Genomic DNA, 25823 nt, shown 5'->3' on the forward strand with positions numbered 1-25823 from the left:
GCGGGGGTTCAGAGTTCGGTCAGCATGCCGGACTCGACCAGGGTGACCAGGTCGAAGACCTCGTCCTCGGGTGGGGTGGTGATGGCCGGGAACGGGACGCCCACCTCGGTGATGCTTCCGGTCCTGCCGTTGCCGGTCCAGCCGACCGGGTACGGCTCGCCGGTCGTCGCCACCGACACCGCGGAACCGCCCGCGTCGGTCACCGTCACCGCCCCGGCGGCCGGTTGTTTACGAACCGTGCCGTCCGGGGCGAACGTGGTGTCGAGCAGCGCGCCGACCGCGAAGTCCTTGCCGATCAACCGGCTGTCCATGGCCGGTGGCACCAGCATCCAGCGGTCCCCGACGAGTTCCCGGCCGATCGCGCCCTCCCGGTCACCGAACCTGGTGGCCCAGAACCGCTCGTCGGCCTTCAGGTAACGCTGACCGCCGGTCACCAGCCACTCGGTACGCTCCTCGCCGACCAGCACGGTGCCCCGCGCGTCGGCCCCGGAGATCCGCAGGTCCAGGGTGCGGCCGTCGGCGGTGCCGGTGAACCGGAACGACGGCGCCCTGCGCAGCGTCTCCCGGGCGCGGTCCAGGATCGCCGCCGCCTCCAGGGCCTCGATCCCGTTGGCCGAGGCGGTGACCACCGGGGACACAGCGGTGGACGGGGCAGCGGACCCGACCGCGGCCGGGGCGGGCCCGGCGCTGTCGCACGCGGCCAGTGACAGCACGGCGAACAGCAGTCCCGCGGTTCCCGTTGTTCTCATCAAGCCCTGCTTCCCACCTCGCCGGAGGTCCCCTCCGGGCCCGAAGCAGCGGATTCTATCGGCCCCCGGCGGAATGCCGGAATAGTCTCGAACGATGAGGCTCAACGTCCTCGCCGCCACCCTGGTACTGCTGCTCTCCGGATGCGGCGGTGGCGACAGTGCGGAGACCAGCACCCCGGCCGCGTCGCCGGAGGCGCCCGACAACGGGGTGTCCGCGCTCGCCGCCGACGAGATCCTGAAACGGGCCAACACCGCGCTGGCGGCGGCCGACTCGTACCGGATGACGGGCCGGGCCACCGAGCAGGACACCACGGTCGAGGTGGACGTCGCGGTCTCCGGCGAGGACTTCAAGGGCACCCTGTCGTTCAGTGACACCGCCGACGTCGAGGTGATGGTGGTCGGTGGCAAGCAGTACATGAAGCCGAACAAGGCGTTCTGGTCCACCGTCGGTTTCGGCGCACAGGCCGACACGATCGCGGCCAAACTCGGGGACCGGTGGATCCTGGTGCCGGCCCGGGACAAGACGTGGAGCGGGCTGTTCGGTTTCGGGGACGCCGACGCGATGCTGAAACCGGACGGCAAGGTGTCGAAGGGTGAGACGACAGCTATCGCGTTCACCCCGGTCGTGGTGCTGAACGACGGCGGGAGCAGCACGAACAAGCTGTACATCGCCACCACCGGCGAGCCCTACCCGGTTCTGCTCGGTGATCTGAAGGGCGACCGGCTGGAGTTCAGCGACTTCGGCGCGAGCTTCCCGGAGATCACGGCGCCGGCCGCGGGTGACTACGTCAAGCAGGCGGATCTGGGCAGGTAGCGGTTCTGCGTGCCGGTGCCGGGCCGCATCCGGCCCGGCGGTCGCGGGGCGGCCGGGACGGGCCGCCCGCCTCGCGGTGAAACCACGGGACATCCCCGATCGGCGAGGACTTCGTCACTCGTATCATCGCTGGGATTTGAAGTTACTGGTGGGTAATATTGGTTGCATGATCAACGGAGTCGACGCTGCCGCCCTCACCGCCGTGCTCGACGGGCGGTGGGCGCATATCCGGCAGACCGTGCGGGACGAGCTGGGCGCCGAGTTCGTCACCGTGCCGGGCGAGAGCGGCGCCGACGCGCGCGAACGCGTGACCCGGCTGATCCGCGAGCTGCCGACCGACGTCGGGGTGGCGTCGGCGTTCCCGGTGGCCTACGGCGGCTCCGCGGACCCGGGCGGCTCGACCGTCGCCGCCGAGATGCTCGGCCAGGTCGACCTGTCACTGATGGTGAAGGCCGGCGTGCAGTGGGGGCTGTTCGGTGGCGCGGTGGTCGCCCTGGGCACGAAGCACCATCACGATCGGTACCTGCGGGACATCATCTCGGCCGATCTGATGGGCTGCTTCGCGATGACCGAGACCGGTCACGGCTCGGACGTGCAGCAGTTGCGCACCACCTGCACCTACGACCCCTCTTCCGGCAATTTCGTGCTGCATACGCCCCATGAGGCGGCGCGGAAGGACTACATCGGCAACGCCGCGAAGGACGGCCGGATGGCTGTCGTGTTCGCCCAGCTGATCACCGGGGGTGAGCGGTACGGCGTGCACGCCTGGATGGTGCCGATCCGGGACGAGGACGGCAACCCGATGCCGGGCATCACCATCGGTGACGACGGGCCGAAGGCGGGGCTGCTCGGCGTCGACAACGGCCGGCTGTCGTTCGATCACGTGACGGTGCCCCGCGACATGCTGCTCGACCGATATGGACAGGTCGCGGCGGACGGCACGTACACCAGCGGCATCGCCAACGACACCCGCCGGTTCTTCACCATGCTGGGCACCCTGGTCCGCGGCCGGGTCACCGTCGGCGCGGCGGCCTCGGCGGCCACCCGCAACGCGCTCACCATCGCGGTCCGTTACGGCGACGCCCGCCGCCAGTTCACCCGGCCCGGCGACGACCGCGAGGTGGTCCTCAACGACTACCTGGCACACCAGCGCAAACTGCTACCGGCACTGGCCCGGACGTACGCCTACGTCTTCGCCCAGGAGGAACTGGCAGTCACCATGGGTGAGGTGCAGACCAGTACCGGACCGGTCGACGAGCACCGGCAGCGCGAGCTGGAGTCCCGGGCCGCCGGCCTGAAAGCGGTGCAGACCTGGCACGCCACCAGCACCATCCAGATGTGCCGGCAGGCGTGTGGCGGCGCCGGCTACCTGGCGGAGAACCGGCTGCCCGGGCTCAAGGCCGACACCGACGTGTTCACCACGTTCGAGGGTGACAACACGGTCCTGCTGCAGCTGGTCGCGAAAGGACTGCTCACCGGGTACCGGGACGCTTTCGGATCACTGGACGGCTGGGGCCGGGCCACCTTCGTCGCCGAGCAGGTCCGCGAGATGGTGCTGGAGCGCACCGCCGCCCGGTCGCTGATCCAGCGCCTGGTCAGCGCGGTTCCGGGCCGGGACGAGGAGGTCGCGGTCACCGACCGGGGCTGGCACCTGTCGGTCTTCGAGGACCGCGAGAAGCACCTGCTGGAGAGTGTCATCCGCCGCCTCCGCAAGGGCGCCGCGACCAAGAAGGATCGCCCGTTCGACATCTTCAACGACGTCCAGGACCACGTCCTGTCGACGGCGACGGCGCACATCGACCGGATCACCCTGGAAGCCTTCGTGGCCGGAATCGATCGGACCACCGACCCGGCCGCCCGCGCGTTGCTGGCCAAACTCTGCGACCTGTACGCGCTGACCACCATCGAGAAGGACAAGGCCTGGTTCCTGGAGCACGGCCGTCTCACCCCGGCCCGGTCCAAGGCGATCACCGCGGTCGTCAACGACCTGCTCCGCGAACTGCGCCCGCACATGCGCACCCTCGTCGACGCGTTCGCGATCCCGGACGAGTGGCTGAACGCCGCCATCCTCCGCGAGGAGCCGGCCCGCCAGGACACGATGGCCAAGGAGGACGACGCGATCCGGCAGTCCTGATCCCGGTGTACCGCGAACGGCCCTGACCGGCTTCTGAGACACGCCTCAGCCGCGGAAGGCGGTGAAGGCCTCGTCGAGCAGGTCGCCGAAGTCGCGTTCGCCGTGGGAGTCGACCCAGCGTTCGACGACGAGAGTCACGCAGTTCATCGCGGCGGCCGCGCGGACCAGACGGATCAGGTCGGAGCCCTGGCCGGGGTGGCGTTCGGCCAGGGCCGAGGCCAGGCGGGGGGCCCAGGCGACCCGTTGCGCCACCGTGCGGGCGCGCAGCACCGGGGTCTGCTGGATGACCCGGGCGGTGTCCAGCGCGGTGGCCGGATCCGCCAGCTGCGGCGCGATCAGCGCGTCCAGGGCGCGGCGCAGGGCGGTCCAGTCGTCCTCGCCGGCCGGGCGCTCGCGCAGGGCCACCTCCACCAGCGCCGTCTGCTCCTCGATCGGTTCGAGGAAGACGTCCTCCTTGGTGGGGAAGTAGCGCTGGAACGTGCTGCGCGACACCCCGGCCTCGGCGGCCACGTCGGCGATCGTCACCCGGTCGAAACCGTCCCGCCGGAAGACGTCGATGGCGACCTCGGCGAGCCGTCGCCGGACCGCGACGCGCGCGATCTCCCGGGTTCCCTGTGTCACCAGCGCATCCTATCGGTGAACCGTAGCCCTAAACATGGGGCTCGGCCCCATGTATAGTTCCCAGCCTCATAACTAGGGGAGGTTGCCATGAGCGAACAGTCACCGAACCCCGCCGTGGGCAGCGGACAGCTGGCCGGCCGGGTCGCGATCGTCACCGGAGCCGCCGGTGGGGTGGGCAGCGGAGCCGCGCGGCGGTACGCCGACGAGGGCGCCTCCGTGGTGCTCACCGACATCTCCGGGCCCGCCGTCGAGGCGGTCGCCGCCGAGATCCGGGAGCGCGGCGGCGAGGCCTTCGCGATCGCGTGCGACATCGCCGACCCCGAGCAGATCGCGGCCGTCGTCGCCGCCACCGTGCAGCGGTACGGCACCGTCGACATCCTGGCCAACATCGCGCAAGGTGGGCTCGACCAGCACAAACTCCTGGAAGAGGCAACTGCGGAGCAGGCGTTGTACGCGTACCGCACCGGCCCTCTGCAGAGCATGCTGTTCATGCAGCACTGTCTGCCGATCATGAAGGAGAAGGGGTACGGCCGGGTCATCAACACGGCCTCCGGCGCCGCGGTCCACCCGACCCCGGGTTTCTCCACCTACTCGATGGCCAAGGGCGCGGTGATGTCGCTGACCCGGGTGGCCTCCCAGGAGTGGGGCCGGTACGGCATCGTCACCAACACGTTCCTGCCGGTGGCGAAGACCCCCGGTTTCGACCTGACCGAACAGGGCCGGGCCGCGGCGAAGCAGTTGGTGACGATGGTGCCGGTGGGCCGGTTCGGAACCCCGTACGAAGATGTGTCCCCGCTACTGGTCTTCCTCGCGAGCGAGGGCGCCGGTTACATCAACGGCCAGGCCATCGCGGCCGACGGGGGCCTGAGCCTGTTCACCTGAGACGCCGACGGAGGCCTGAGCCTGCTCACTGGAGACGGAGACCGGGTGGACGGCGCCGGTGGCCACGGCCCGCAGCTTCTCCGGGTTGGCCACGTTGTGGATCGCCGCGATCCGGCCGTCGGCGGCCAGGTCCAGGGTGAGCGTGGCCAGGACCCGGCCGCCGCCGAGCAGGAGAATCCCGGCGGCGCCGTTCAAAGTGGTGATCTCGGCGGACATCTCGGCCGGGCTGACACCCTGGTAGGCCCGGCTGCCGAGGCCGGTGAACCAGGCGGCCACCCGCCCGGCGCCGGTGACCGGGTGGAACGCCTGCCGGACCTTGCCGCCGCCGTCCGTCCACAGCGTCACGTCCGGCGCCAGCATCTCCATCAGCACGTTGATGTCACCACCACCGGCCGCGGCAAGGAACCGTTCGGTCACCGCCCGGTGCCGCCCCCGGTCGACAAGTGTCCGCGGGCGCCGGGCCCGGACCCGCGACCGTGCCCGGTACGCCGCCTGCCGGACGGTGTCCTCGGACCGGCCCACCGCCACGGCGATCTCGGCATGACTGAACCCGAACGCCTCCCGGAGCACGAACACCGCCCGTTCCAGCGGGCTCAGGTTCTCCAGCAGCAGCAACAGCGCGGTCGACACCGAGTCGGCGAGTTCCCCGGGCTTCGGGGACTCCGTGATGATCGGCTCCGGCAGCCACGGCCCGGGATACGACTCCCGCCGGGACCGGGCCGCCCGCAGCCGGTCCATGGCCAGGTTGGTGACGATCCGGACCAGGTACGCCTTGACCTCGCCGACCCCGCTCCGGTCCACCGCCGACCAGCGGACCCACGCGTCCTGCACGGCGTCCTCGGCGTCGGCCGCCGACCCGAGCACCCGGTAGGCGACCGAGAACAGCAGTGGCCGGTAGCCCTCGAACGTCCCGGCGCTCATCGGGTCCGGGCCCCGCCGCGCCGCCAGGCCAACCGCCCGGTGCCGGGCAGCCGGAGCATCCTGGCCATCGACGGCCACACCGACGACGTCACCGTCTCCTTGTACCGGACCGCGACCCGGCCGGTCAGGTGGAACCGCCCGGGACTGTTGTCCGGGCCGGTGAACTGGACGACCGCGTCGTGCCTGCCCAGGCTGACGGCGGTGTGCAGGTAGCCGTAGCGGAACCGGGTGGGGGGCCGGCCGGCCAGTTCGCGGCTGATGTTGAGGGCCGCCTGGACGCCGGTGGGCATGCCGCTCTGGCAGGTTCCGTGCATCACCCCGTAAGTCTGGCGGATCGCCGCGGCGTCACCCACCGCGTACACCTCGGGGTGCGACACCGACCGGAGCATCTCGTCGGTGATGATCCGCCCCCGATCGTCGGTGGCGAACCCGGCCGGTCCCGGGGCCCGCACCCCGGCGGTCCACACCGTCACGTCGGCGGTCAGGGTCCGGCCGTCGGCGAGTTCGACCTTGCCGGGATGGACACGGGTCACTGTGGATCCGCTGATCACGCGGACGCCGAGCCGGTCGAGCGCGGCCCGCAGATGTGCCCGTGGTCTCGGGGACAGAGCGGCTCCCGGCTCGCGGTCGCCGACCAGGGTCACCGCGAGCGCGGGGTGCCGTTCGGCCATCTCGGTCGCGGTCTCGACGCCGGTCAGGCCGGCTCCACACACGACCACCGTCGCCGGGCCGTCGAGTTCCCGCAGGCGGCGGGACAGCCGGGAGGCGTCGGCGGCGGTGTCGACGGTGTGGCCGTTTTCGGTGGCCCCGGGGACGCCCGTGGTGTCGGCTCGGCTGCCCAGCCCGTACACCAGGAAATGGAACGGCAGTGTCCGGCCGTCGCGGAGCCGGACCGTCCTGGTCGCCATGTCGATCGCCGCCACCTCACCGGTGACCAGGTCGACCCCGGGGCCCGTCAGCAGGTCGGCGTAGGGGCGCTCGGCCAATGGCTGCCCGGTCGCCAGTTGGTGCAGTCGCAGTCGTTCGGTGAAGGACGTGTTGCCGTCCACCACGGTGATCCGGACCTCGCCGGCCGGCCTGGATCGCCGGGTTCGACCGATCAGGCTGGTGGCGGCGGTCAGGCCGGCGTATCCGGCTCCCAGTACGACGATCTCCCGCATGCTGCGTTCCCCTGACTTCCGGCTCGATGACGGAAAGGGGACGGATGCCGGGCCACCGTTCGTGAAACACGGTGACCCGGGTCACATGCGGTCAGGTCTGCAGGTTGCCGGGGACGTACCGGGCGTCCCGGTGCTCGGCGGTGTACCGGCCGTCGACGATCCAGGGCGCGGGGCGGGCGGCAGCCGGGCCGGGAGCGGGCTGGACAGCGGGGTGGATGACGGGGGAGGGGACGGGAGCCGGCGACTCGTGCTGCTCCTGCTCCTGTTCCGGCTCGACGAGGTCGGTGAACGCGGCCCACGGCATCCGGTCGACCGGCTCGGCGGAACCGGTGTCGGCGATGGCCCGGTAGGCCAGCGACGCCGCCCGCATCGCCGCCAGCAGGGCCGCCACCGGATGCAGCACCAACCGGACCCCGAGGCGGGCCAGATCGGCGTCGCTCACCGTGGAAGTTCCCGGTGAGGGCTCACTGCGATTGATCACCATCGGTACGCCGGGAAGTGCCGCTCGTACCCGCGCCAGGTCCTCGAGGGTCTCCACCCCCTCGGGGTGGACCGCGTCGGCCCCGGCCTCCGCATAGGCCCGGCAGCGCAGGATCGTCTCGTCCAGCCCGCGCACCGGGTGAGCGCCGGTGCCCGCGATCACCACCATCTCCGGCGCCTGCTCGGCCATGGTGGTGATCTTCGCGGCCGCCTGGCCGATCGTGATCAGTTCCTTGCCGACCGGTCGACCGCCGTGCGCGGGGTGCGGCCGATTGTCCGATCTCGAATGTGCCCGGTCGTCGAGGAGGAGGCCCGAGATTCCGGCGCGGGCGTACGCCAGGGCCGTCCACACCGCATCGACCGGGTTACCGTAGCCGGTGTCGGCGTCGGCCAGCACCGGCACCCCGCCGAGTGCCGGGACCAGTGTGGACGCCCGGTCGGCGATCTGGGTGGCGTGCACGAAGTCGAGGTCGGGGCGGCCCAGCATGGTCGCCGACACGGCCGCCCCGGACAGGTGCACGGCCCGGTTGCCGGCCCGGACCGCGAGTACCGCGGTGACCGGGTCGTGGACGCCGGGGACATGGGTGACCCGGTCGGCGGCGAGCAACGCTCGCAGGGCGGAAGCAGTCATGATCCGCTGTGTACCGTGAAACCGCCCGCCACGCCACTCGAGCAGTGCCTCCCCGGGCGCGGCCGTCCCGGTGCCGATACGCCGTGGCCCGGCTCGATACAGCGTTTCTCCTGGCGAAATCGCGGGATATGGTGTTTCCGTGCTGAAAGAGGATGAGGGCCAGTCCCGGTCCATCGCCGCCGTCGAGCGGGCCATGGACGTGCTCCTCCACTTCGGCCGCACCGACCAGCCGGACCTCGGCGTCACCGAGATCGCCACCGCACTGGGCCTGACCAAGGCCGCCGTGCACCGGATCCTCACCGCCCTCCGCAGCCGTGAGCTGATCACGGTGGACCCGTCGACCAGGCGATACGCCCTGGGCCACGCGGCGGTGGCGCTGGGCCGCGCCTACCTGGCCCGCACCGACGTGCGAGCGATGGCAGCCCCCGAACTGAAACACCTCTCCGCCCGTACGAACGAGACGGCCACCCTGTCGCTGCGGCGCGGAGACACCCGGCTCTACGTGGACCAGGTGGTCCCCGACCAGGAGCTTCGCCTCGAAGTCAGTCTGGGGATCCCGTTCGCGCTGAATGCCGGCGCATCGTCCAAGGCGTTCCTGGCGTTCCTGCCGGACTTCGAGGTCGAGACGTACCTGGAGCGGCACCCCCTGAAAGCGATGACGGACCGGACGATCATCGACCCGGCAAAGCTCCGCAAGGACCTGGCCGGAATCCGCAGACGCGGTTACGCGACATCCTTGGGCGAACGCCAGCCGGGTGCGGCATCAGTGGCGGCCCCCATCTTCGACCACGACGCCCGGGTGGTGGCGGTGATCAGCCTGGCCGGCCCGGCACTACGCTTCCGCCCCGAAGCCACCCCCACCGCGACCACCGACCTCTTGGAGTCGGCGGCCCGGATCTCCGCCCAACTCGGCTACCGCCCGTCCTGACCACCCACCCCCTGCCCGAAGTGGCAGACTTTCGCGGGTGACGTTCCACGGCTGGCCGAGCGAGGCGCTGGAGTTCTACGAGGGTCTCGCCGCCGACAACTCGAAGACCTATTGGACCGCGCGGCAGAAGTTCTACGAGGAGCAGGTACGCGGTCCGGGGCGGGAGCTGCTCGCCGACCTCGAACCCGAGTTCGGCCCCGGCAAGATCTTCCGCCCGCACCGGGACGTCCGGTTCAGCAACGACAAGAGCCCCTACAAGACACACCTGGGGATCTGGCTCGGGGCGGGCTTCTACGTGCAACTGTCGGCCGACGGGCTGGCGGCCGGCTGCGGCATGTACCGGATGGGCCCCGGCCAGCTGGACCGCTATCGCCGTACCCTCGACGACCCGAAGTTGGGCCCCTCGTTGCCGAAACTGGTCGCCGACCTGGAACAGGCCGGCCTGGAGATCCACGGCCACGACAGCCTGAGAACCGTCCCGCGCGGCTTCCCGAAGGACCACCCACACGCCGGCCTGCTACGCCACAAGGGCCTGACCACCTGGCGGGACTGGGAGCCCGCCGAGTGGATGGGCACAGCCACCGCCCGCGACCGCGTCGTCGACTTCTTCCGCACGAGCCGCCCCCTCAAGAATTGGCTCGACCACCACGTCGGCCCGGAGTGATGGCGTGACCCCCGGTCCCTTTCGCGCGTCCCGCCGGCGCGGCAGACTGCCGGCATGGTGACTATCCGGCCGTTCCGGTGGGACGACAGCGCGACGGTCAGCACGATCATCGTCCGCTGCCTGCGGGAGGTGAACAGCCGTGACTACCCGGCCGAGCTCATCGACCGGATGTGTGCCCACTTCACCCCGGCCCGGGTCGAGCAGCTGGCGGGGGAGCGGCAGATGTTCGTCGCGGTCGACGACGGCGGGGTGGTGGGCACGGTCTCCCGCGACGGCAACAAGGTGTTCACCATGTTCATCCACCCCGAGCGCATCGGTACGGGCGTGGGCCGGCTGCTGATGCGGCACATCGAGGGCCTGGCCGCGGCCGAGGGCCACGACTTCATGGAAACCGGGGCCAGCATCACCGGCCACGGCTTCTACCAGCGCCTCGGCTACACCGACATCCGCACCTCCGACACCGACTTCGGCCTGAACTACATCCTCCGGAAGCCGCTGCACCCCCGGTGATCAGGCCGGGAGTTCGGCCTCCAGGGCTTCGGTGATGGTTTTTGCCTCGGCCTCGGACAGGGCGGTGGCCGGGGTGGTGGTGGCTCGCCAGGTGGCGCCGTTGCGGGCCTGGACCTCTGCGGCGCACGTGGCGGCCTTGGACGCGCCGGGGGCCAGGGTCAGCGACACCGGGCAGATCTTGGCGGTCTTGCCGTTGCGGGTGAGGACGATCGTGGCCCAGACCTTGTCGCCGGTGGTCACGTGTTTCGCGGTGGGGGCGACCCGGTTGGTGAACGCGACCTTGGCGGTGCAGGAGCCGGAGTCGCACGCCTGCAGGACCGCCCGGCCCTTCTGCGTGATCAGGGAGCCCAGGCCGGCGGCGGTGGGCAGTTCGGCGGCGGCTTTGCGCAGCTGGGTGAAGAACGCGGCCCGCTCGGTGTCGTCCAGGACGGCCGGTGTCACCCGGTAGCCGGGGGCGGTCACGCTGACCAGGCCCTTCGGCTCGGTGGTGCGGATCTGGAAGGTGCGCTCGCCGGCGGTGACCGTCTGCACGGCGACGCCGTCGACGGTGGTGGGGGCGCCGGCCACCGGTGCGGTGATCCCGGCAGGCCCGACGGCCCCGGCCAGATCAAGACCGAGGAATTCCTGCGGTACGTCCACCCAGCGGTCGGCGAACCCGGTGCGCCGTGCGTCGGTGATTCCCATCCCGCCCCAGAATCCGTCGGCGGCCCGCACGAACACCCGGTCGCCGATCGCCAGGATCTCGCCGATCGCCGTCGCCGACTTGATCGTGCCGAGCGTCGTGCCGGCGGTGGTGACCCGGGCGTCCAGCGCCCAGGCGGCGCCGTCGGCGGACTCGAACGTGCCGGACCAGCGGACCGCGGGCGCGGCGGCCAGGGCGGTGGCCAGCGCCGGCAGGTCGGCGACGGCGGCCGCCGCGGCCACGCTCGCCGGGTCGGGTTGCTCCGCACCGAAGACGCGGGGAACCACGAAAACGTTGAGCCCGACGACGGCCGCGAGGCCGATGCCGATACCGACGGCGAGCAGCCGACGCCTGATGGTGCTCAATTCTCGTCTCCTCGGGAGTTCGGCGGGAGCGATCAATCTAGTGGATCAAGTTTGACGGGCGGGAGCGCGATGACCTTAACGGTAGGGCGAACCCACCACATCGACGGATGCGTATCAGCCGGGGCCCGGAGTGGGCCACCGCCGCCCCGCTGCTAAAGATGCCGGGTGACCGACAACCTTCTGGCAGACTTGCGTCATCTGGTGCAGATGACCAGTGGCTCCGGACTGCGATGGCACTCGCACGAACGTGTCGACTCGGCTGATCTGCTGCACGACATCGTCGCCGCGCCGCTGGTGGCCAAGGCGGTTACCAGGTACGCGTACACGGGAACCGGCCCTTATGCCATCGGCCGGGTGACCGGCGCCAACCTGCGTGAGTACCTCCTCCCTCGCCTCTTCCGGCCGCTCGACCTGCACAATCCCGCCTGGCACTGCTGCCCGCTGGGGTTCCCGTTCGCGGAGAGCCACCTCTTCCTGACGACGTCCGAGTTGGCGCGTTTCGCCCGCCTGTTGCTGCAGGAGGGCACGTGGGAGGGACAACAGATCATTCCCGCCGATTTTGTACGGGGATTGACCGCGGATCCCGTTACCACCGGTTACAGCGCCCATCTGTCGCACGGTTACGGCTTCGGCGTGTGGATCGGCCGCGACGACACGTTCCGGATGGACGGCGCGTACGGCCAGTTCGTGGTGATCGCCCCCGCCCGCCGCGCCGCGATCACCGTGACGGCCCACTCGATGCGCGACGGCGACCTGGTGGAGGCGATCCACGATCTGGTGCTGGACAGGTTGACGTATTGACATGATTTTTTGACTAGGGTGTGCAGTCATCATGACCGAGAACACCCTGTCGCGACGGCGCCTGCTGTCCACCGGCCTGGCCGCATTCGCCCTGCTCAACACGGCAGCCTGCACCGAGAAGGAACCGGCGGGCGAAAAGACGGACGGCGCCGCCGAGATGCTGCGCGCCGCCACGACGGACCTCACCGGGGCCACCACCGCCGTGCACTGGACCGGTTCGTTCCCGTCCGCGTCGCCGAACCGCTCCGGCGCCTACACCGCCGACGTGGCGGTCGCCGGCACCGGTGCCCTGCTCGGCACCCTGGTGTTCAGCGGGCAGACGGCCGAGGTGATGTCGCTGGCCGGGCACACGATGCTGCGGGCCGGCAACCTGTTCTGGAGTCACGGCGGCGCGGACGCCAGCCGTCTCGGCCACTTCCGCGGCCGGTGGATCGTCATGCACCCCGGCTATCTCGGGTTCGACCTGGCCGCCCGGCTGCAGCCGGCCGCGCTGCTCGGTGGCACCGCCCCGGGCGCGGCGGTCACCTCCGGCGCGACCACCGCCGAGGGCAGCGAGGTTCGCTGGCAGGACGTCACCTACCTGGTCGCCGCGGACAGATCCGGACTGGTCAGGGTCACGACGGCCGGGACCGCGGAGTCACCGGCCCGGCTGGACCTGCGGCCGGCCGCGCTCGGCGACGACGACCGGGCCGAACTGTTCAGCCGTCTGCGGGTGGAGGCCGTCCAGCTGCTGGAGGCCCGCGGCTTCGGGACCACGAAGGACTTCGCCGGTCAGGTTCCGCCGGCGTTCACCGGCGACGAGCTGTCCGCGATCGTGGCCGACCTGGACCGGGATCGAGCGGCCTTGCGCGCTTCGGCGACGATACCGTCATGACGATCACCCGCCGCCGTACGTCCGCCCTGGCCACGCTCGTGGTCGTGGCACTGGCCGCCGGCGCTGCCGGATACTGGTCGTCGCGGACCGAACCGGTCCTCGACCCGGCGGTGGCGGCCGCGCTCGGCGACCGGGTGACCCCGCTGATCGAGAAGGCACAGGCGGAGTTCCTGCCGGATGGTCAGCGGGAGGCGTGCGGGGTGCGCGTCCTCGGCACCGAACCACCGGTCACCACGGCGGCCGGGGCGACCACGGCATACGTGTGGGCGCACTGCGCGACCCTGGGTTCGGAGGTGCGCAGCGAGTCGGTGACGCCGGTGCGGGTGCTGCTCGGCCCCGCCGGGAAGGTGGAGCCGGCGCAGCCGTGGGACTACAGCGACGGCTCGATCAGCACGATGTTCCCGGACCGGCTGCACGACGTCTTCCTGACCGGCGACCGACCGGACGGGCTGGAGGAGGCCCTGGCGGCCCGGATCCGCCAGGTCTCCTAACCGACCGGCCGCAGCGGCTCCCCGTTGACCTCGGTCTGATCCGCGAGATCCCACCACAGTTCACCGGCCGCGGTCAGGTACGGACGCCATTCGCCGATCATCGTGCCGTTCTCCAGCGAATCGGCGACCGCGCTCAGGTAGGCGCCGAGCGACGGCCACCCGTCTTCGAAGTGCGCCGCGTCGCTGGTGGGCGCCAGCCCGACCCGCCCGTCCCGCCCGTCGACGACCTGCAGCCCCATCCCGGCGTCGGCGAACGGGATCCAGCGCTCGTGCCACCACGGCTCGCCGCCCGGCTGGTGCACGGTGAACCCGTCCACGTCCTCGGCGATCTCCATCCGGATCTCGTACTGCTCGACGATCTCCGCGACGGCGAGCGGCCCGCCCCAGGGCAGCAGATTGTGCCACCGCGTCATCCCGTCATGCCGCCGCAACGACTCGACGATCTCCTCCGGCAACACCATCCCGGCAGCCCCGAGCCGCCCGTCATCGGCCGGAAGCGCCAGCCCCGCCAGCCCACCGGGCGAATACCGCCCCAGCCACTCCTCGATGCGGACCCACGCCGCGGTAACTTCCCCCACGGCCAGAATCTATCGGCCGGGAAGATCCGGTTCTACCGGACCCGGCTGCGGGATGCCGGAGTGCCGAGGCTTGCCCGGGGGCGATGTGCACGGGTGCCGTCGCCGCCCCCTTCGGGGTAATTGCGACCCGCTCAGCCCGATAGGACGCCTATCGTTTTCTCCTATCCGGTTCTTTCCTGATTCGTGTCGAGTCAGGTCTCCCTCGAAAGGGTTGGAAGGGTCACGCGAATCGGTTATTCGGTCGATGCGTTCTCTTCTCGGGCACCGGTACGGTTCATCGGCGTAACGGATACATGGAGGGCAGAGTGGCACGACGTGGATTCTTCGCCGAACTGAACCACCAGGCACAACTGGCCGAGAAACGTCGCCGGCAGGAGGCTGCCGCCGCGTACCGGAGCCACCTTGCCGCCCAGCGCGAGGCGGATCGCGCACGCCGGGAATTCGAGAGGGCCGCGGCGGCTTCCGCCCGGGCGAGTGCCGCGGAGCAGGCGGCGGCTGAGAAGCTCGCGGCGCGCATGCATGTCGATGCCCGAATGGCTGAGGCGGCCGCGATGAATGCCGATCTGACGCAGTTGTACGGGGACATCGACGGGTTGCTCGCCTCCACTCTGGAGGTGGACGACCATGTCGACCTCGAGTCGTTGAAGATCAGGTCGTTGGAGCATCCTCCGTTCGATCCCGGCCCGTTGAGTACGCCGGTGCCTCCGATGCCGGCCCCGGTCTATCCGCCCGAGCCGGTGTATCAGGAGCCTGCCGCTCCTACCGGGCTGGCGGGCGCCTTCGGCGGAAGGAAGCGTCATGAGGAGGCAGTCGGTCAGGCCCGTGCCGCTCACGAGGCGGGCCACCGCGCCTGGCATGACCACTGCACCCGGCTGTATGCCGACCACAGGTCCGAATCCGAGCGGCGCGCCCGGGCCGAGCAGGACCGCCTGCGGAACCTCCATGCCGCTGAGGAGGCCTATCAGCACCAATGCCGGCAGCGGGAGGCCGACGCCACGGCACACAACCAGAGACTCTCGCAGTTCATCAACGATCTCGCCTTCGATGTCGAGGCCGCCATTCAGGACTATGTCGGAGTCGTGCTGTCCAACTCCGTCTATCCCGAGAGCTTCACGGTCGAACACGACCATCGATTCGACATCGGCAGCCGCGAGTTGACGCTCACCGTGACCGTGCCGGAGCCGAGCGGCATTCCGGTGGTCCGGGAATTCCGGTACGTGAAGGCCAAGGACGAGATCGTTCCTACCGCGCTGCCGGTCAAGGAACGTAAGGAGCGATACGCCAACGCGGTGTGGCAGGTCGCGCTGCGTACCCTGCACGAGATCTTCGAGGCGGACCGCGCCGGGAAGATCCGGTCCGTGACACTCACCGTGGGCGCGGGCCGTATCGCCCCGGCGACCGGGCGGCCGGAGTTCGTGCCGCTCGCCGTCGTGGGGACCGACCGGGACACCTTCGCCGGTTTCGACCTGGCGCACGTCATACCGCATGCGACGCTCGTCCACCTGGGCGCTGCGCTGTCGAAGTCCCCGATCGATCTGACACCGGCCGACACCGGCGTGGGTGTGCGGGTCAGGGGACGTTAGGCATGCGATTCCATGCGCCCCCGGGTTGGCCTCAGCCCCCGGCGGGATGGTCTCCACCGGACGGGTGGCGGCCTGATCCGTCCTGGCCCGCGCCGCCCGAGGGATGGCAGTTCTGGCTGCCCGAAGCGTCGTATGCGACCAGCTCCATGCCTGCCACCGACGACCGCCCGGATTCCGGCCACGACGTAGACGCGCTTCTGGCCCGCATCGCCGAGTTGGAAGCCGAGGTGACGCGCGGCAAATCGGAGAAGGACGATGCCGTTGTCGAACTCGACGACCGGCTGGTTCTCCAGGACGTCGGCGTCTATCGCTACCACCATCCTCTCGAGGACGCCGCGGCGTACAAGGATCGTCTCCGTGACCTGGAGACCGAGATGGACCGGATCATCAAAGCCGGTCATGCGGTTCTCGCGGCCGACATCTTCACCTTCTCGGGGTCACTCGCGAAGGGCCGCAAGATGATCGCGGACTTCTCCAAACTCATGCTTCGCGCCTACAACGCGGAAGCCGACAACTGTGTCCGGTCCTTACGGGCGGGCAATATCCTGACCGCGAAGAAGCGCCTGCAATCGGCGGTCACCGCGATCGAGAGACTCGGCACGCTCATGGAGATGCGGGTCAATCCCGACTATCACGCTCTCCGGGTTCGGGAACTCGAACTGACCGCCGACTTCCAGGTCAAGGTCCAGGAAGAACGCGAGCGGGCCCGGGAGGAACGCGAGCTGCTGCGCGAGCAGCGTCGCGCGGAGCAGGAACTGGCCGCGGAGCGTGAACGCCTGGACAAGGAGAGGGCCCACTACCAGAGCGCTCTCGGTGCTCTGCGGGCTCAGGGCGACGAATCGGCGGTGGCCGAGTTGGCGAATCGGCTGGCCGAGATCGACAAGGCGATCGAGGACAACGACTATCGGATCGCGAACATCCGTGCCGGATACGTCTACGTCATCTCGAACATCGGTGCCTTCCGGCCCGGCATCGTCAAGATCGGCATGACGCGCCGGCTCGAACCGCTCGACCGGGTCCGCGAACTCGGCGACGCGTCTGTGCCGTTTCCCTACGACGTGCACGCGCTCTACTTCTCCCACGATGCCGTCACCTTGGAGAACGAGTTGCACAAGGCTTTCGCGGACCGGCGGGTGAACTTCGTCAACGAGCGGCGGGAGTTCTTCTTCGCCACCCCGGCGCAGGTACGGGAACTGCTTCAGGAGAAGGCCGGTGGGTTGCTGGAATTCACCGAGGAGCCCGAGGCCGCCCAGTATTTCCAGAGCATGGGCCGGTGGCCGGGGTAGGCCCGGCCGTGGCTGGTCAGGTGGTCGTGTGCGACTCCCAGGTGGCGTACATGGTGGCGTAGGTGCCGCCAGCCGTGAGCAGGGCGTCGTGGGTGCCCTGTTCCAGGATTCCTCCGTCGTCGACGACTATCACGCGGTCCGCTCGGCGGGCCGTGGAGAGGCGGTGGGCCACCAGGATCGCTGTTCGGCCCTCCAGCAGGCGCTGGATCGCCGCCTCCACCTGTAGCTCGGAGCGCAGGTCCAGGCTCGACGTGGCCTCGTCCAGGACCACCACCCTCGGTTCGGCCACGAAAACCCTTGCCAGGGCTATCAGCTGGCGTTCGCCCGACGAGACCGACTGGCCGCGTTCGTGCAGGATCGTGTTCAGGCCGTCGGGGGAGCGGTCCACCAGGTCGCGCAGGCCGACCGCGTCGACCGCCGCCTCCACCGCGGACAGGGGCGCGTCGGGGCGGGCGAAGGCGATGTTGTCGCGCAGTGTGCCGGCGAACAGGAACGGCTCCTGCGGGACCACGCCCACCTGGCGGTGCAGGCTCTCCAGGGTGACGTCGCGCAGGTCGTGGCCGTCGATCAGGATCGTGCCGGTGTCCGGGTCGTAGAGGCGGGCCACCAGTTTGGCCAGGGTGGACTTGCCGGCGCCGGTCGGGCCGACGCAGGCGATCGTCTCGCCGGGGGCGATCTCCAGACAGACGTTGCGGAGAACTGGTCTTTTCCGGTCGTACCCGAAAGTGATGTCCCGCACCGAAAGACCACCGCGGACCTGGGGCAAGGGGACCGCCCCGGGTTTCTCCTTCACCGCGGGGGCGGTGCGCAGCAGGCCACGGAGTTTGCCGAGGGCGGCGCGGGCCTGCTGGTAGTTGGTGTAGAGCTGGACCAGTTGCTGCACCGGCTGGAAGAACGCGTTCAGGTAGAGAACGAAAGCGGTCAGCTCGCCGATCGTCAGGGTGCCGCGGAGCACCATCCGGCCGCCGATCAGCAGCAGCGCGGCCAGGCCGAGCAGGCCGATCACCGACGTGCCGGGGCCGTAGACGGCGTTGATCCGGCCGGTGTGGTCGTTGGCGTCGCGGTAGGCGCCGACCACCTCGCGGTGCCCGAGCACGCTGCGGTCGCGCTGGTTGTGGGCGGTGATCACGCGGACGCCGTAGAGGCTCTCGGTGAGGTGCGAGAAGAGGGCGGCGATGGCGTCCCGCTGGCGGTTATAGCCGACGTCCGCGGCCTTGCGGAACCACAACGACAGGAGCACCAGCGGCGGTACGACCATCAACAGCGTGATCATCGCCAGCGGGAACGAATAGTGGATCAGGACCGCGGTGACCACGACCATGGTCAGCCCGTGGATCAGGAACTGGGCGAACCCCTCGGACAGCAGATGCTGCAGCGCCTCCACGTCCGACGTCATCCGGGTCATCGTGACCCCGGCCTTCTCCCTGGTGTAGAAGTCGAGACTCAGCCGCTGCAGGTGGGTGAAGATCCGGACCCGCAGGTCACGCATGGCGTAGGCGCTGAGCCGCCCGCTGGCCCGGATCCGGATGCCGGACGCGACCGCGGTGAGCAGCACCGAGACCAGGAACGCGACCGCCGCGAACACCAGCCACGGCACCTGGCCGGCCACGATGCCGTGGTCGATGCCGATCTGCACCAGGTACGGGCCGGACTGCAGCAGCAGCGCCTCCAGCAGCACCGCGAACGCGGCGGTGACCAGCAGCCCGGGCCGGCCGGACAGCAGCGACCACAGGGTGAGCCGCCCACTGTCCGGGGTCTGGGTGAACCTGGTGTCCGGCGCGGGATGCTCCGGTTCGCGGGCCTCCATGGCGGCGACCGCGGCGGCGAGTTCCGGTGGGATGCCGGCGAACGGCGAACTGCCCGACCGCCGCGACCCGGTTCCGCCCATCCCGGCGATCGCCCCGGAACCGGGCCCACCACCCGGCCCGCCGAATCCACCACCGAACATGCTCATGCGGTCACCTCCGACGCCAGGACCCGGGCGTAGCGGGGTTCGGTCGCCAGCAGGTCGGTGTGGGTGCCGGAGGCCACCGCGCGACCGTTCTCGATCAGGACGACCCGGTCGGCGAGGCCGATCGTGGCCAGCCGGTGGGCCACCACGACGGTGGTGCGGTCGCGCATCAGGTCCCGCAGCGCCTCGTGGATCTCGTGCTCGACCCGTACGTCGATCGCGCTGGTGGCGTCGTCCAGGATCAGCACGGGCGGGTTGACCAGCAGGGCCCGCGCGATCGCCACCCGCTGCCGCTGCCCGCCGGAGAGGGTGTAGCCGCGTTCGCCCACCACCGTGTCGTACCCGGCAGGCAGCTCCTGGATGAAACCGCGCGCACCGGCGGCCCGGGCGGCCGCGACGACTTGATCCCGGGAAGCCGTGGGGTGTCCGAAAGCGATGTTGTCGTGCAACGACATCGAGAAGAGGAACGGCTCGTCCGGCACGATGCCGACCCGGTCACGCAGCGTGGTCAGCGGGTAGTCGCGGACGTCGACCCCGTCGATCAGCACCCGCCCGCCGGCGGTGTCGTAGAACCGCGCCGCCAGCCGCGCCACCGTGCTCTTGCCGCTGCCGGTGGCCCCGACCAGCGCGATCGTCTCGCCCGGAGCGACGTGAAGATCAAGACCTTGCAGGGCGACGGTCCCGTCCGGGTACGCGAAACGAACATCCTCGAACCGCACATCGCCCCGGGGCGCGGGCGTCGCCGGATCGGCCGGGTCGACGATGTCGGCCGGAGTGTCCAGGATGTCGTAGATGCGCTGCGCCGACGCGGCCGCCCGCTGTCCCATCATGATGATCATGCCGAGCATCCGGAACGGCGGCTGCAGCATCAGCACGTAGGAGTTGAACGCCACGATCGTGCCGACCGTCGCGTCCCCGTCGAGCACCATCAGGCCACCGACCAGCAGCACCATCGCCAGCCCGAGCCGGGGCAGGTTGTCCATCACCGGCAGCCACCGGCTGCGGACCCCGGCGTCCTCGGTGTACGCCCAGCGCACCCGGTCGGCGCTGGCCGCCAGCAGATCGACCTGCCGCTGCTCGCCGGCGAACGCCTTCACGATCCGGACGCCCTGGATGTTCTCGTCGACCACGGTGGCGACCCCGGCCAGCCGGGCCTGGATCAGCCACGACACCGGGAAACTCGCCCGGCGCATCCGGACGCCGAGGACCGCGATGACCGGCATGGTCAGCATCGCCACCACGGCCAGCGGAGCGTTGATCGACAGCATCAGGGCGAAGGCGATCGCCGCGATCGTGCACTGGACCAGGATCGACGGGCCGAACGCCAGGTACATCTGCACGGCGCGGATGTCGCTGGTGGCCCGGGAGATCAACTCGCCGGACTGGACCCGGTCGTAGAAGGCGTACGACATCCTCATCAGGTGGGTGAAGATGACGTTGCGCAGGTCGTACTCCATCTCGTACGCCGTGCGCAGCAGGTAGAGCCGGGCCAGGAAGTTGATCACGCCCTGGGCCACGGCGAGCCCGGCGATCAGCCACACGTACCCGGTCAGCCCGTCGGTACGGTCGACGAGCGCCCGGTCGAGGGCGATCCGGACCAGGTCGGGGATCTGCACCTGGACGACCAGTCCGATGAACGACAGCGTCAGCGACGAAATCAGCAGGATCCGGTGCGCCCGGACGATGGGCCAGGCACGCCGCAGCCAGCTCTTCGAGGAATCCGGATGGATGCCGGCCCGTGGCGCCCGGCGGGGGGAGTCGGTCAAACAGGGCTCCTCGCAAGTGGTGGTTCTTAGCCTAGCTAACGATCAAGCGAGGGAGAATGCCTCACATGTTCCATCGTCTGGCGGTGCTGGCCGCCACCGTCGCGCTGACCGTCGCCGGCACCGGCGTCCCGGCACGGGCCGCGACCGTGTGGACCGGGCGGGTGGACTGGGTCGCCGACGGTGACACCCTCCGCGTCGACCTGGCCGGCGACCACACCACGGCGCTCGTCTCGATCCGGATCCTGGGCATCCAGGCGATGGAGCAGAAGGTCTACTCACCCCGGCCGGAACGTCGTAAGGGCGACTGCCACGCGCTCGCCGCCACCGCCCGGCTGGAGAAACTCGTCAAAGCCGGCGGCGGGCAGATCCGGATGACCGCGCTCAAGGCCGCCAGCTCCAGCGAGGGCCGCCCGCTGCGCTCGGTCGCCGTCCGGATCGGCGGGAAGTGGACCGACGTCGGCGAGGACCTGGTCCGCGGCGGGTACGCGCTGTGGCTGCCGTTCCCCGGCGAATGGGCGATGGACGTGCGCTACCACGCCGCCGCGAAACAGGCCGCCGCCGCGGGCCGCGAGCTCTACGACACCGACGCCTGCAAACCCGGCCCCGCCCGGAACAGCGGCCTGACCCTGACCGTCAACCCGGACGCCGAGGGCAACGACGCCGACAACCTCAACGGCGAATGGTTCCAGCTGCACAACCCGTCGGCGGCGGCCGTGCCGGTCGGCGGCTGGTGGGTGCGCGACTCCGGGCTGCGCCGCTACACCTTTCCGGCCGGAAGCATGGTCCCGGCCGGCGGCGACCTCTACGTGCACATCGGGCCGGGCCGGGACACCGCCACCCACAAGTACTGGGGCCTGACCAAGCCGATCTTCTCGAACGTCGACCCGGCCGGCCACAGCGTCGGCGACGGCGGCTACCTCTTCGACCCGGACGGCGACATGCGCGGGTGGGAGATCTACCCCTAGACCGGGCCGGCCTCGCCGCTGCGCCAGTGGCGGCGGCACAGCACCCGGTAGGTCACCTCGGCCGCGTCGTTGGTGTCGCCGACCGCCACCTGCGCGCCCGAGCGGGCCACCCGGCCGTCCTCGATCCGGGCGTTCTGCCGGCCCGGGCGACCGCACCAGCAGGTCACCTCGACCTGCAACGACACGATGTTGTCGGCCAGTTCGAGGAGCCGCTGCGCACCCGGGAACAGGTGCGACAGGAAGTCCGTGGAGATCGCGTAGCAGTCGACGTCCACACACAGCTCGTCGACCGCCCAGGCCAGCTGCTCCACCTGCTCCGGGCGCAGGAACTGGGCCTCGTCGACGATCACGAAACCACCGGCCGGCACCTCGTCGGAGATCAGCACGGTCAGCTCGGTGCCGTCGGTCACCTCGATGGCGTCCGCCTCGACACCGAGACGCGACGACATCACCCCGGCGCCGGCCCGGTCCATGCTGGTCAGCAGGACCCCGGGCCGGCCCGCCTCACGACGGTTGTACGCGTTCTGCAGCGCCAGCGTCGACTTGCCCGCGCCCATGCTGCCGTGGAACAGCGACAACTCGTGGAAAACCGGAGCGAGGGTCCTGGCTCGGGACACCACGGGCGTGGAAACAGTGACCGGAACCAATGGTGAGCCTTCCTCATGACCTACGCGGGCCGGTACACGCTACCTGGCTTGTTCACTCGCGGTTTCGCTGGCCGTTGGGCCCGCTTCGCCGCGGCGGAACGGATCGCCGTACGCCCTGATCGCCTGGCGGGCGAACGCCTGCTGCTGGGTGGCCACCCGCTCCGACCGGCCACGCCCCAGGAAACTGACGAACCAGTGCAGCACCGCGGTCACCCGGTTCTTGAATCCGACCAGGTAGAACAGGTGCACCGCGACCCACACCACCCAGGCCGGGAAGCCGGACAGGTGCACCTTCCCGATGCTCGCCACCGCCGAGAAGCGGGAGATCGTCGCCAGGCTGCCCTTGTCGAAGTAGCGGAACGGCTGACCCGTCTCCTTACCGGCCAGACGCCGCTTGATCTGGTCCGCGGCGTGCCGGCCGCTCTGAATGGCGACCTGCGCCACACCCGGCAGCGGTTTGCCGTCCGCACCGGCCAGGTTCATCATGTCGCCGAGCACGAAGATCTCCGGATGCCCCGGCAGGCTGGTGTCCGGCTCCACCTGGATCCGGCCGGCCCGGTCGGTCTTCACCCCGGTCGCCGCCGCCAGTTTCCCGGCCAGCGCCGGAGCCGCGACCCCGGCCGCCCACACCTTCGTCATCGCCGGGATCCGCTCGCGTTCCCCGTCGAACTCCACCTCGATACCCGTTGAGTCAACGGCGACGACCTTGGTGTTCGTACGCACCTCGACGCCCAGTTTGTCCAGCTCCGCCTCCGCCTTCGACGACAGCTGGTCACCGAACGTGTTCAGCACCGCGCCGACCGCGTCCACCAGAAGGATCCGGGCCTTACGGGAGTCGATGTGCCTGTACTGGCCGCGCAGCGTGCGGTGCGCCAGCTCGGCGATCTGCCCGGCCATCTCGGTGCCGGTCGGCCCCGCCCCGACCACCACGAACGTCATCCACCGCTCGATCGTCTCCGGATCGGTGTGCAGATCGGCCACCTCGAACGCGCCGAAGATCCGGGCCCGCAGCTCCAGGGCGTCGTCGATGCTCTTCATGCCCGGCGCGTGATCGGCGAACTGGTCGTTGCCGAAGTACGACTGGGAAGCGCCCGCCGCGACGATCAGCGTGTCGTACGGCACGGTGTAGTCGATCCCCGGCCCCGCCACCGACACGACCTTCGCCTCGACGTCGACGTCCTGCACCCAGCCCAGGCGCACGTCGACGTTGTCCTGCCGGCGCAGCACCTCCCGGATCGGCGGGGCGACCTCGCCCTGGGACAGGATGCCGGTCGCCACCTGGTACAACAGCGGCTGGAAGAGGTGATACGCGGTTCCGTTGATCAGGGTGATCTCGACGTCCGCACGGCGCAGCGCCTTGATCGCGAAGAGCCCGCCGAAACCGGCCCCGACGACTACCACTCGATGAGTCATCAGTACTCCCTCACTTGCGTCCACTCTCGTATGCCCAGAGCTGGACCGGAAGTACCCGTACTCAGGTCAATCGGTGTGTGATGTGTCCCAGCCAGCGGTCGATCACGGTCAGCTCGGCCTCGGTGAAGCCCTCGGACATCGCCGCGTTCAGTTCGCGGACCACCGACTTCGCCGTGCCGACCGCCTCCCGGCCGGCCGGGGTCAGGCTCAGCCGCACCGCCCGGGCGTCCCCGGCGTCCGGGGTCTTGGCCAGGAAACCGGCCCTCTCCAGGCGGCTGACCAGTCCGCTCATCCCGGACGGCGACGCGCACATGGCCGCGCTCACGTCGCCGACCAGGGCGTTGTCGTGCTGCGCCAGGTGAAAGAGCACCCCGGCCCCGGCCGCTCCGATGCCGGTGTCGCCGGAGCGGGCGTCGATGCACCGCCGCAGACTCCGCTCGGCGATCATCAGGTCGAAGACCAGGCGATTGCTCATGACTGCTTATCGAACCACGTCACCAGATCGGTCCAGAGGGTGGCGCGCGCGCCGCGGCGCATGAAGCCGTGATGACCGATCCGCGGCAGCCCCGCGTCCTCCGGCGTCCAGGTGCGCCGCTCGACGTCGGCGCCGGTCAGGTGCCCGGCGAGCAGGTCGACCTGCGCCGGGGTGCCCCACGGGTCGTCGCTCATGCCGACCGCCAGCACCGGCCCGGTCACCGTGGCGGCCCGGGCGGCGCCGTTCATCGCCGGGTCGTCGAACAGGTAACCCGGCAGGTTGCCCCAGCGGGCCCACTGCCGCATCGCGGCCACCGGGATGTCCTCGCCGAGCCCCAGCCGGCGGGCCGGGACGTAGCCGAACACGGCGGCCAGGCCCGGCCCGAGAAGATTCAGCACCAGCCGGACCCGACGGCGCTCGGCGCGGTCCGGAATCGACGCGATCGACGCCACGCGATCGACGCCACGTGCGAGGCGAGCAGCGCGAACGCGGTCAGGCCGGGCCCGCCGTACCCCAGGGTGAGCGCGTGCCCGCCGAGACTGTGCCCGACCGCGAGCTGCGGCAGTCCCGGGAACCGCTCCGCGGCCCATCCGGTCACGGCCGGCACGTCCTGCTCGATCCACTCCTTCATGCCGACCGCCCGGTGCGCCCTCGGTGACCCGGACCGCCCGGTGCCCCGGTAGTCGTAGGTGACCGCGGCGATCCGGTTCTCCGCCAGGAAAGCGGCGAACCCGGCATAGAACCCGGCCGGGGTGGCGGTGGCCGGATGCACCACGAGCACGGCGACGGGCTCGGTCGCCGGCTCGAACAACGTCCCCACGATCCCGCCCACCACAACCGAACTATTTCGCATGCGACATAAACTAGGCGACGTGGTCGCCCGGGGCCAGTCCTCTCCGCTACCGTGCGGATCCATGATCTTCCGATGGCGTCGGGCGGGTGCCCGGCTGGCGGTTGCGGTGCTGGTCGCCGGGGGTGTGGCCGGCTGTGTCCCGGCGTACGAGGAGCCGGTCGGCGACGACGCGTGTGCGGTGCAGCCGACCGACGAGGAGGCGGCCGCCGAGCCGGAACTGATCGCCATCGAGCACGACGACTACAAAGCCGAGCACATCGGGCGTACGGCGGACGGGCGGCAGTTCTTCCTCACCGAACCGTTCGAACGGGACAGGGGCTTCGTCGCGCTGTACCTCTTCGACGCGGACGGGACGCTCGACGAGGCGCGCATCGACCCGGACGCGGACGGGCTCTACGAGCGGCGGCTCACCGAACTGGGTGCGGTGACGTACGGCCGCATCGCCGTGAAGCCCTTCGAGGTGGACCGCTTCGGCCTGACCTTCGGGCTGGTCAGCAGGATTCCCGAGGGCGGCGGCGGCATCCGGTGGGTGTCGGCCGAACCCGGCGACTACATGGCCTTCACCGCGCCGTGGGACTGCGGGCTCTACGACACCTAGG

At 70.4% G+C, this 25823-nt stretch carries 26 protein-coding genes and 1 pseudogene; 13 read left to right on the forward strand and 14 right to left on the reverse strand.

Translation table 11 applies throughout. From position 1 onward, the window contains the following. Nucleotides 1-8 precede the first annotated feature (8 nt). Nucleotides 9-749 carry a hypothetical protein gene (locus Aco03nite_RS28635; protein ID WP_203800024.1) on the reverse strand — a complete coding sequence of 247 codons (741 nt, stop codon included), beginning with the start codon at nucleotides 747-749 and terminating at the stop codon, nucleotides 9-11. A 94-nt stretch (nucleotides 750-843) separates the two neighbouring features. On the opposite strand from Aco03nite_RS28635, the gene Aco03nite_RS28640 reads away from it, so the two are divergent. Both Aco03nite_RS28640 and Aco03nite_RS28645 read left to right on the forward strand, forming a co-directional pair. Continuing rightward, a complete protein-coding gene (locus Aco03nite_RS28640; protein ID WP_203800027.1) occupies nucleotides 844-1563 on the forward strand; it encodes a hypothetical protein in 720 nt (239 codons plus the stop codon). A gap of 166 nt (nucleotides 1564-1729) precedes the next feature. Beyond that, a complete protein-coding gene (locus Aco03nite_RS28645) occupies nucleotides 1730-3697 on the forward strand; it encodes an acyl-CoA dehydrogenase family protein (protein WP_203800044.1) in 1968 nt (655 codons plus the stop codon). A gap of 45 nt (nucleotides 3698-3742) precedes the next feature. Here the strand turns inward: Aco03nite_RS28645 and Aco03nite_RS28650 are convergent, their stop codons facing one another. Continuing rightward, nucleotides 3743-4318, reverse strand: a complete 576-nt coding sequence (locus Aco03nite_RS28650) for a TetR/AcrR family transcriptional regulator (protein WP_203800046.1) — start codon at nucleotides 4316-4318, stop codon at nucleotides 3743-3745. An 87-nt stretch (nucleotides 4319-4405) separates the two neighbouring features. Between Aco03nite_RS28650 and Aco03nite_RS28655 the strand changes: the two genes are divergently transcribed. Next, nucleotides 4406-5200, forward strand: coding sequence for an SDR family NAD(P)-dependent oxidoreductase (locus tag Aco03nite_RS28655; protein ID WP_203800048.1), 795 nt, complete (start codon nucleotides 4406-4408; stop codon nucleotides 5198-5200). Nucleotides 5201-5260: 60 nt separating this feature from the next. Here the strand turns inward: Aco03nite_RS28655 and sigJ are convergent. The 3 genes and pseudogenes from sigJ to Aco03nite_RS28670 all read right to left on the reverse strand — a co-directional run. Then, nucleotides 5261-6121, reverse strand: a pseudogene (gene sigJ, locus Aco03nite_RS28660) (RNA polymerase sigma factor SigJ); the annotation flags it as partial. After that, nucleotides 6118-7281, reverse strand: coding sequence for an NAD(P)/FAD-dependent oxidoreductase (locus tag Aco03nite_RS28665; protein WP_203800050.1), 1164 nt, complete (start codon nucleotides 7279-7281; stop codon nucleotides 6118-6120). The pseudogene sigJ and the gene Aco03nite_RS28665, both read right to left, overlap by 4 nt. A 91-nt stretch (nucleotides 7282-7372) precedes the next feature. Beyond that, nucleotides 7373-8392 carry an isocitrate lyase/PEP mutase family protein gene (locus Aco03nite_RS28670; protein ID WP_203800052.1) on the reverse strand — a complete coding sequence of 340 codons (1020 nt, stop codon included), beginning with the start codon at nucleotides 8390-8392 and terminating at the stop codon, nucleotides 7373-7375. A 139-nt stretch (nucleotides 8393-8531) separates the two neighbouring features. On the opposite strand from Aco03nite_RS28670, the gene Aco03nite_RS28675 reads away from it, so the two are divergent. Genes Aco03nite_RS28675 through Aco03nite_RS28685 form a run of 3 tightly spaced genes read left to right on the forward strand, consistent with a single transcriptional unit; the run spans nucleotide 8532 to nucleotide 10494 of the window. Then, a complete protein-coding gene (locus Aco03nite_RS28675; protein ID WP_239145504.1) occupies nucleotides 8532-9320 on the forward strand; it encodes an IclR family transcriptional regulator in 789 nt (262 codons plus the stop codon). Nucleotides 9321-9357: 37 nt separating this feature from the next. Beyond that, complete coding sequence (locus Aco03nite_RS28680) at nucleotides 9358-9984, forward strand: DUF2461 domain-containing protein (protein WP_203800054.1); 627 nt, start codon at nucleotides 9358-9360, stop codon at nucleotides 9982-9984. A gap of 54 nt (nucleotides 9985-10038) precedes the next feature. Next, nucleotides 10039-10494 carry a GNAT family N-acetyltransferase gene (locus Aco03nite_RS28685; RefSeq protein WP_203800055.1) on the forward strand — a complete coding sequence of 152 codons (456 nt, stop codon included), beginning with the start codon at nucleotides 10039-10041 and terminating at the stop codon, nucleotides 10492-10494. Here the strand turns inward: Aco03nite_RS28685 and Aco03nite_RS28690 are convergent, their stop codons facing one another. Beyond that, complete coding sequence (locus Aco03nite_RS28690; protein ID WP_203800056.1) at nucleotides 10495-11541, reverse strand: hypothetical protein; 1047 nt, start codon at nucleotides 11539-11541, stop codon at nucleotides 10495-10497. Nucleotides 11542-11706: 165 nt separating this feature from the next. Between Aco03nite_RS28690 and Aco03nite_RS28695 the strand changes: the two genes are divergently transcribed. The 3 genes from Aco03nite_RS28695 to Aco03nite_RS28705 are packed head-to-tail and all read left to right on the forward strand — an operon-like array spanning nucleotide 11707 to nucleotide 13707. Next, nucleotides 11707-12342 carry a serine hydrolase domain-containing protein gene (locus tag Aco03nite_RS28695; RefSeq protein ID WP_239145505.1) on the forward strand — a complete coding sequence of 212 codons (636 nt, stop codon included), beginning with the start codon at nucleotides 11707-11709 and terminating at the stop codon, nucleotides 12340-12342. A 31-nt stretch (nucleotides 12343-12373) separates the two neighbouring features. Next, nucleotides 12374-13216: a hypothetical protein gene (locus Aco03nite_RS28700; protein ID WP_203800058.1), complete on the forward strand. Its 843-nt coding sequence runs from the start codon at nucleotides 12374-12376 to the stop codon at nucleotides 13214-13216. Continuing rightward, the gene (locus Aco03nite_RS28705; protein ID WP_203800059.1) at nucleotides 13213-13707 is read left to right on the forward strand and encodes a hypothetical protein; all 495 of its coding nucleotides are present in this window, start codon (nucleotides 13213-13215) and stop codon (nucleotides 13705-13707) included. The genes Aco03nite_RS28700 and Aco03nite_RS28705 overlap by 4 nt, the downstream gene beginning before the upstream one ends. Here the strand turns inward: Aco03nite_RS28705 and Aco03nite_RS28710 are convergent. Beyond that, on the reverse strand, nucleotides 13704-14285 hold the full coding sequence (locus Aco03nite_RS28710; RefSeq protein WP_203800060.1) for an SMI1/KNR4 family protein: 582 nt from the start codon (nucleotides 14283-14285) through the stop codon (nucleotides 13704-13706). The genes Aco03nite_RS28705 and Aco03nite_RS28710 overlap by 4 nt on opposite strands. 305 nt (nucleotides 14286-14590) lie before the next feature. On the opposite strand from Aco03nite_RS28710, the gene Aco03nite_RS28715 reads away from it, so the two are divergent. Together Aco03nite_RS28715 and Aco03nite_RS28720 are read left to right on the forward strand one after the other, a co-directional pair. Then, nucleotides 14591-15868 (forward strand): hypothetical protein, encoded by a 1278-nt coding sequence (locus tag Aco03nite_RS28715; RefSeq protein WP_203800061.1) that lies wholly within the window; start codon nucleotides 14591-14593, stop codon nucleotides 15866-15868. Between the two features lie 146 nt (nucleotides 15869-16014). Continuing rightward, nucleotides 16015-17154, forward strand: coding sequence for an SNIPE associated domain-containing protein (locus Aco03nite_RS28720; RefSeq protein ID WP_203800062.1), 1140 nt, complete (start codon nucleotides 16015-16017; stop codon nucleotides 17152-17154). Nucleotides 17155-17170: 16 nt separating this feature from the next. Here Aco03nite_RS28720 and Aco03nite_RS28725 read toward each other — a convergent pair whose 3' ends face one another. Together Aco03nite_RS28725 and Aco03nite_RS28730 are read right to left on the reverse strand one after the other, a co-directional pair. Continuing rightward, a complete protein-coding gene (locus Aco03nite_RS28725) occupies nucleotides 17171-19108 on the reverse strand; it encodes an ABC transporter ATP-binding protein (protein ID WP_203800063.1) in 1938 nt (645 codons plus the stop codon). Continuing rightward, nucleotides 19105-20871 (reverse strand): ABC transporter ATP-binding protein, encoded by a 1767-nt coding sequence (locus Aco03nite_RS28730; RefSeq protein ID WP_203800064.1) that lies wholly within the window; start codon nucleotides 20869-20871, stop codon nucleotides 19105-19107. The genes Aco03nite_RS28725 and Aco03nite_RS28730 overlap by 4 nt, the downstream gene beginning before the upstream one ends. Before the next feature lie 65 nt (nucleotides 20872-20936). On the opposite strand from Aco03nite_RS28730, the gene Aco03nite_RS28735 reads away from it, so the two are divergent. Continuing rightward, entirely contained in the window at nucleotides 20937-21836 is a 900-nt protein-coding gene (locus Aco03nite_RS28735; RefSeq protein ID WP_203800065.1) for a lamin tail domain-containing protein, read from the forward strand. Here Aco03nite_RS28735 and Aco03nite_RS28740 read toward each other — a convergent pair. The 5 genes from Aco03nite_RS28740 to Aco03nite_RS28760 form a co-directional block, all read right to left on the reverse strand. Then, complete coding sequence (locus Aco03nite_RS28740) at nucleotides 21833-22453, reverse strand: thymidine kinase (protein ID WP_239145506.1); 621 nt, start codon at nucleotides 22451-22453, stop codon at nucleotides 21833-21835. The genes Aco03nite_RS28735 and Aco03nite_RS28740 overlap by 4 nt on opposite strands. Before the next feature lie 69 nt (nucleotides 22454-22522). After that, the gene (locus tag Aco03nite_RS28745; protein WP_203800069.1) at nucleotides 22523-23896 is read right to left on the reverse strand and encodes an NAD(P)/FAD-dependent oxidoreductase; all 1374 of its coding nucleotides are present in this window, start codon (nucleotides 23894-23896) and stop codon (nucleotides 22523-22525) included. Nucleotides 23897-23957: 61 nt separating this feature from the next. Beyond that, the gene (locus tag Aco03nite_RS28750) at nucleotides 23958-24371 is read right to left on the reverse strand and encodes a MarR family winged helix-turn-helix transcriptional regulator (protein WP_203800071.1); all 414 of its coding nucleotides are present in this window, start codon (nucleotides 24369-24371) and stop codon (nucleotides 23958-23960) included. Further along, nucleotides 24368-24769, reverse strand: coding sequence for a hypothetical protein (locus Aco03nite_RS28755; RefSeq protein WP_203800074.1), 402 nt, complete (start codon nucleotides 24767-24769; stop codon nucleotides 24368-24370). The genes Aco03nite_RS28750 and Aco03nite_RS28755 overlap by 4 nt, the downstream gene beginning before the upstream one ends. Further along, complete coding sequence (locus tag Aco03nite_RS28760) at nucleotides 24763-25224, reverse strand: alpha/beta fold hydrolase (RefSeq protein ID WP_203800077.1); 462 nt, start codon at nucleotides 25222-25224, stop codon at nucleotides 24763-24765. The genes Aco03nite_RS28755 and Aco03nite_RS28760 overlap by 7 nt, the downstream gene beginning before the upstream one ends. A 61-nt stretch (nucleotides 25225-25285) precedes the next feature. Between Aco03nite_RS28760 and Aco03nite_RS28765 the strand changes: the two genes are divergently transcribed. Next, on the forward strand, nucleotides 25286-25822 hold the full coding sequence (locus Aco03nite_RS28765) for a hypothetical protein (protein WP_203800079.1): 537 nt from the start codon (nucleotides 25286-25288) through the stop codon (nucleotides 25820-25822). Nucleotide 25823 lies beyond the last annotated feature (1 nt).

Source organism: Actinoplanes couchii (genome assembly GCF_016862075.1).
Lineage (GTDB): Bacteria > Actinomycetota > Actinomycetes > Mycobacteriales > Micromonosporaceae > Actinoplanes > Actinoplanes couchii.

Bases quoted from the DNA above. Each gene is read 5' to 3' on its own strand.
- Aco03nite_RS28685 (WP_203800055.1), top strand. From the start codon at position 10,039: ATGGTGACTATCCGGCCGTTCCGGTGGGACGACAGCGCGACGGTCAGC.
- Aco03nite_RS28700 (WP_203800058.1), top strand. From the start codon at position 12,374: ATGACCGAGAACACCCTGTCGCGACGGCGCCTGCTGTCCACCGGCCTG.
- Aco03nite_RS28725 (WP_203800063.1), bottom strand. From the start codon at position 19,108: ATGAGCATGTTCGGTGGTGGATTCGGCGGGCCGGGTGGTGGGCCCGGT.
- Aco03nite_RS28635 (WP_203800024.1), bottom strand. From the start codon at position 749: ATGAGAACAACGGGAACCGCGGGACTGCTGTTCGCCGTGCTGTCACTG.
- Aco03nite_RS28655 (WP_203800048.1), top strand. From the start codon at position 4,406: ATGAGCGAACAGTCACCGAACCCCGCCGTGGGCAGCGGACAGCTGGCC.
- Aco03nite_RS28765 (WP_203800079.1), top strand. From the start codon at position 25,286: ATGATCTTCCGATGGCGTCGGGCGGGTGCCCGGCTGGCGGTTGCGGTG.
- Aco03nite_RS28705 (WP_203800059.1), top strand. From the start codon at position 13,213: ATGACGATCACCCGCCGCCGTACGTCCGCCCTGGCCACGCTCGTGGTC.
- Aco03nite_RS28720 (WP_203800062.1), top strand. From the start codon at position 16,015: ATGCCTGCCACCGACGACCGCCCGGATTCCGGCCACGACGTAGACGCG.
- Aco03nite_RS28640 (WP_203800027.1), top strand. From the start codon at position 844: ATGAGGCTCAACGTCCTCGCCGCCACCCTGGTACTGCTGCTCTCCGGA.
- Aco03nite_RS28645 (WP_203800044.1), top strand. From the start codon at position 1,730: ATGATCAACGGAGTCGACGCTGCCGCCCTCACCGCCGTGCTCGACGGG.
- Aco03nite_RS28670 (WP_203800052.1), bottom strand. From the start codon at position 8,392: ATGACTGCTTCCGCCCTGCGAGCGTTGCTCGCCGCCGACCGGGTCACC.
- Aco03nite_RS28760 (WP_203800077.1), bottom strand. From the start codon at position 25,224: ATGCGAAATAGTTCGGTTGTGGTGGGCGGGATCGTGGGGACGTTGTTC.
- Aco03nite_RS28735 (WP_203800065.1), top strand. From the start codon at position 20,937: ATGTTCCATCGTCTGGCGGTGCTGGCCGCCACCGTCGCGCTGACCGTC.
- Aco03nite_RS28665 (WP_203800050.1), bottom strand. From the start codon at position 7,281: ATGCGGGAGATCGTCGTACTGGGAGCCGGATACGCCGGCCTGACCGCC.
- Aco03nite_RS28745 (WP_203800069.1), bottom strand. From the start codon at position 23,896: ATGACTCATCGAGTGGTAGTCGTCGGGGCCGGTTTCGGCGGGCTCTTC.
- Aco03nite_RS28750 (WP_203800071.1), bottom strand. From the start codon at position 24,371: ATGAGCAATCGCCTGGTCTTCGACCTGATGATCGCCGAGCGGAGTCTG.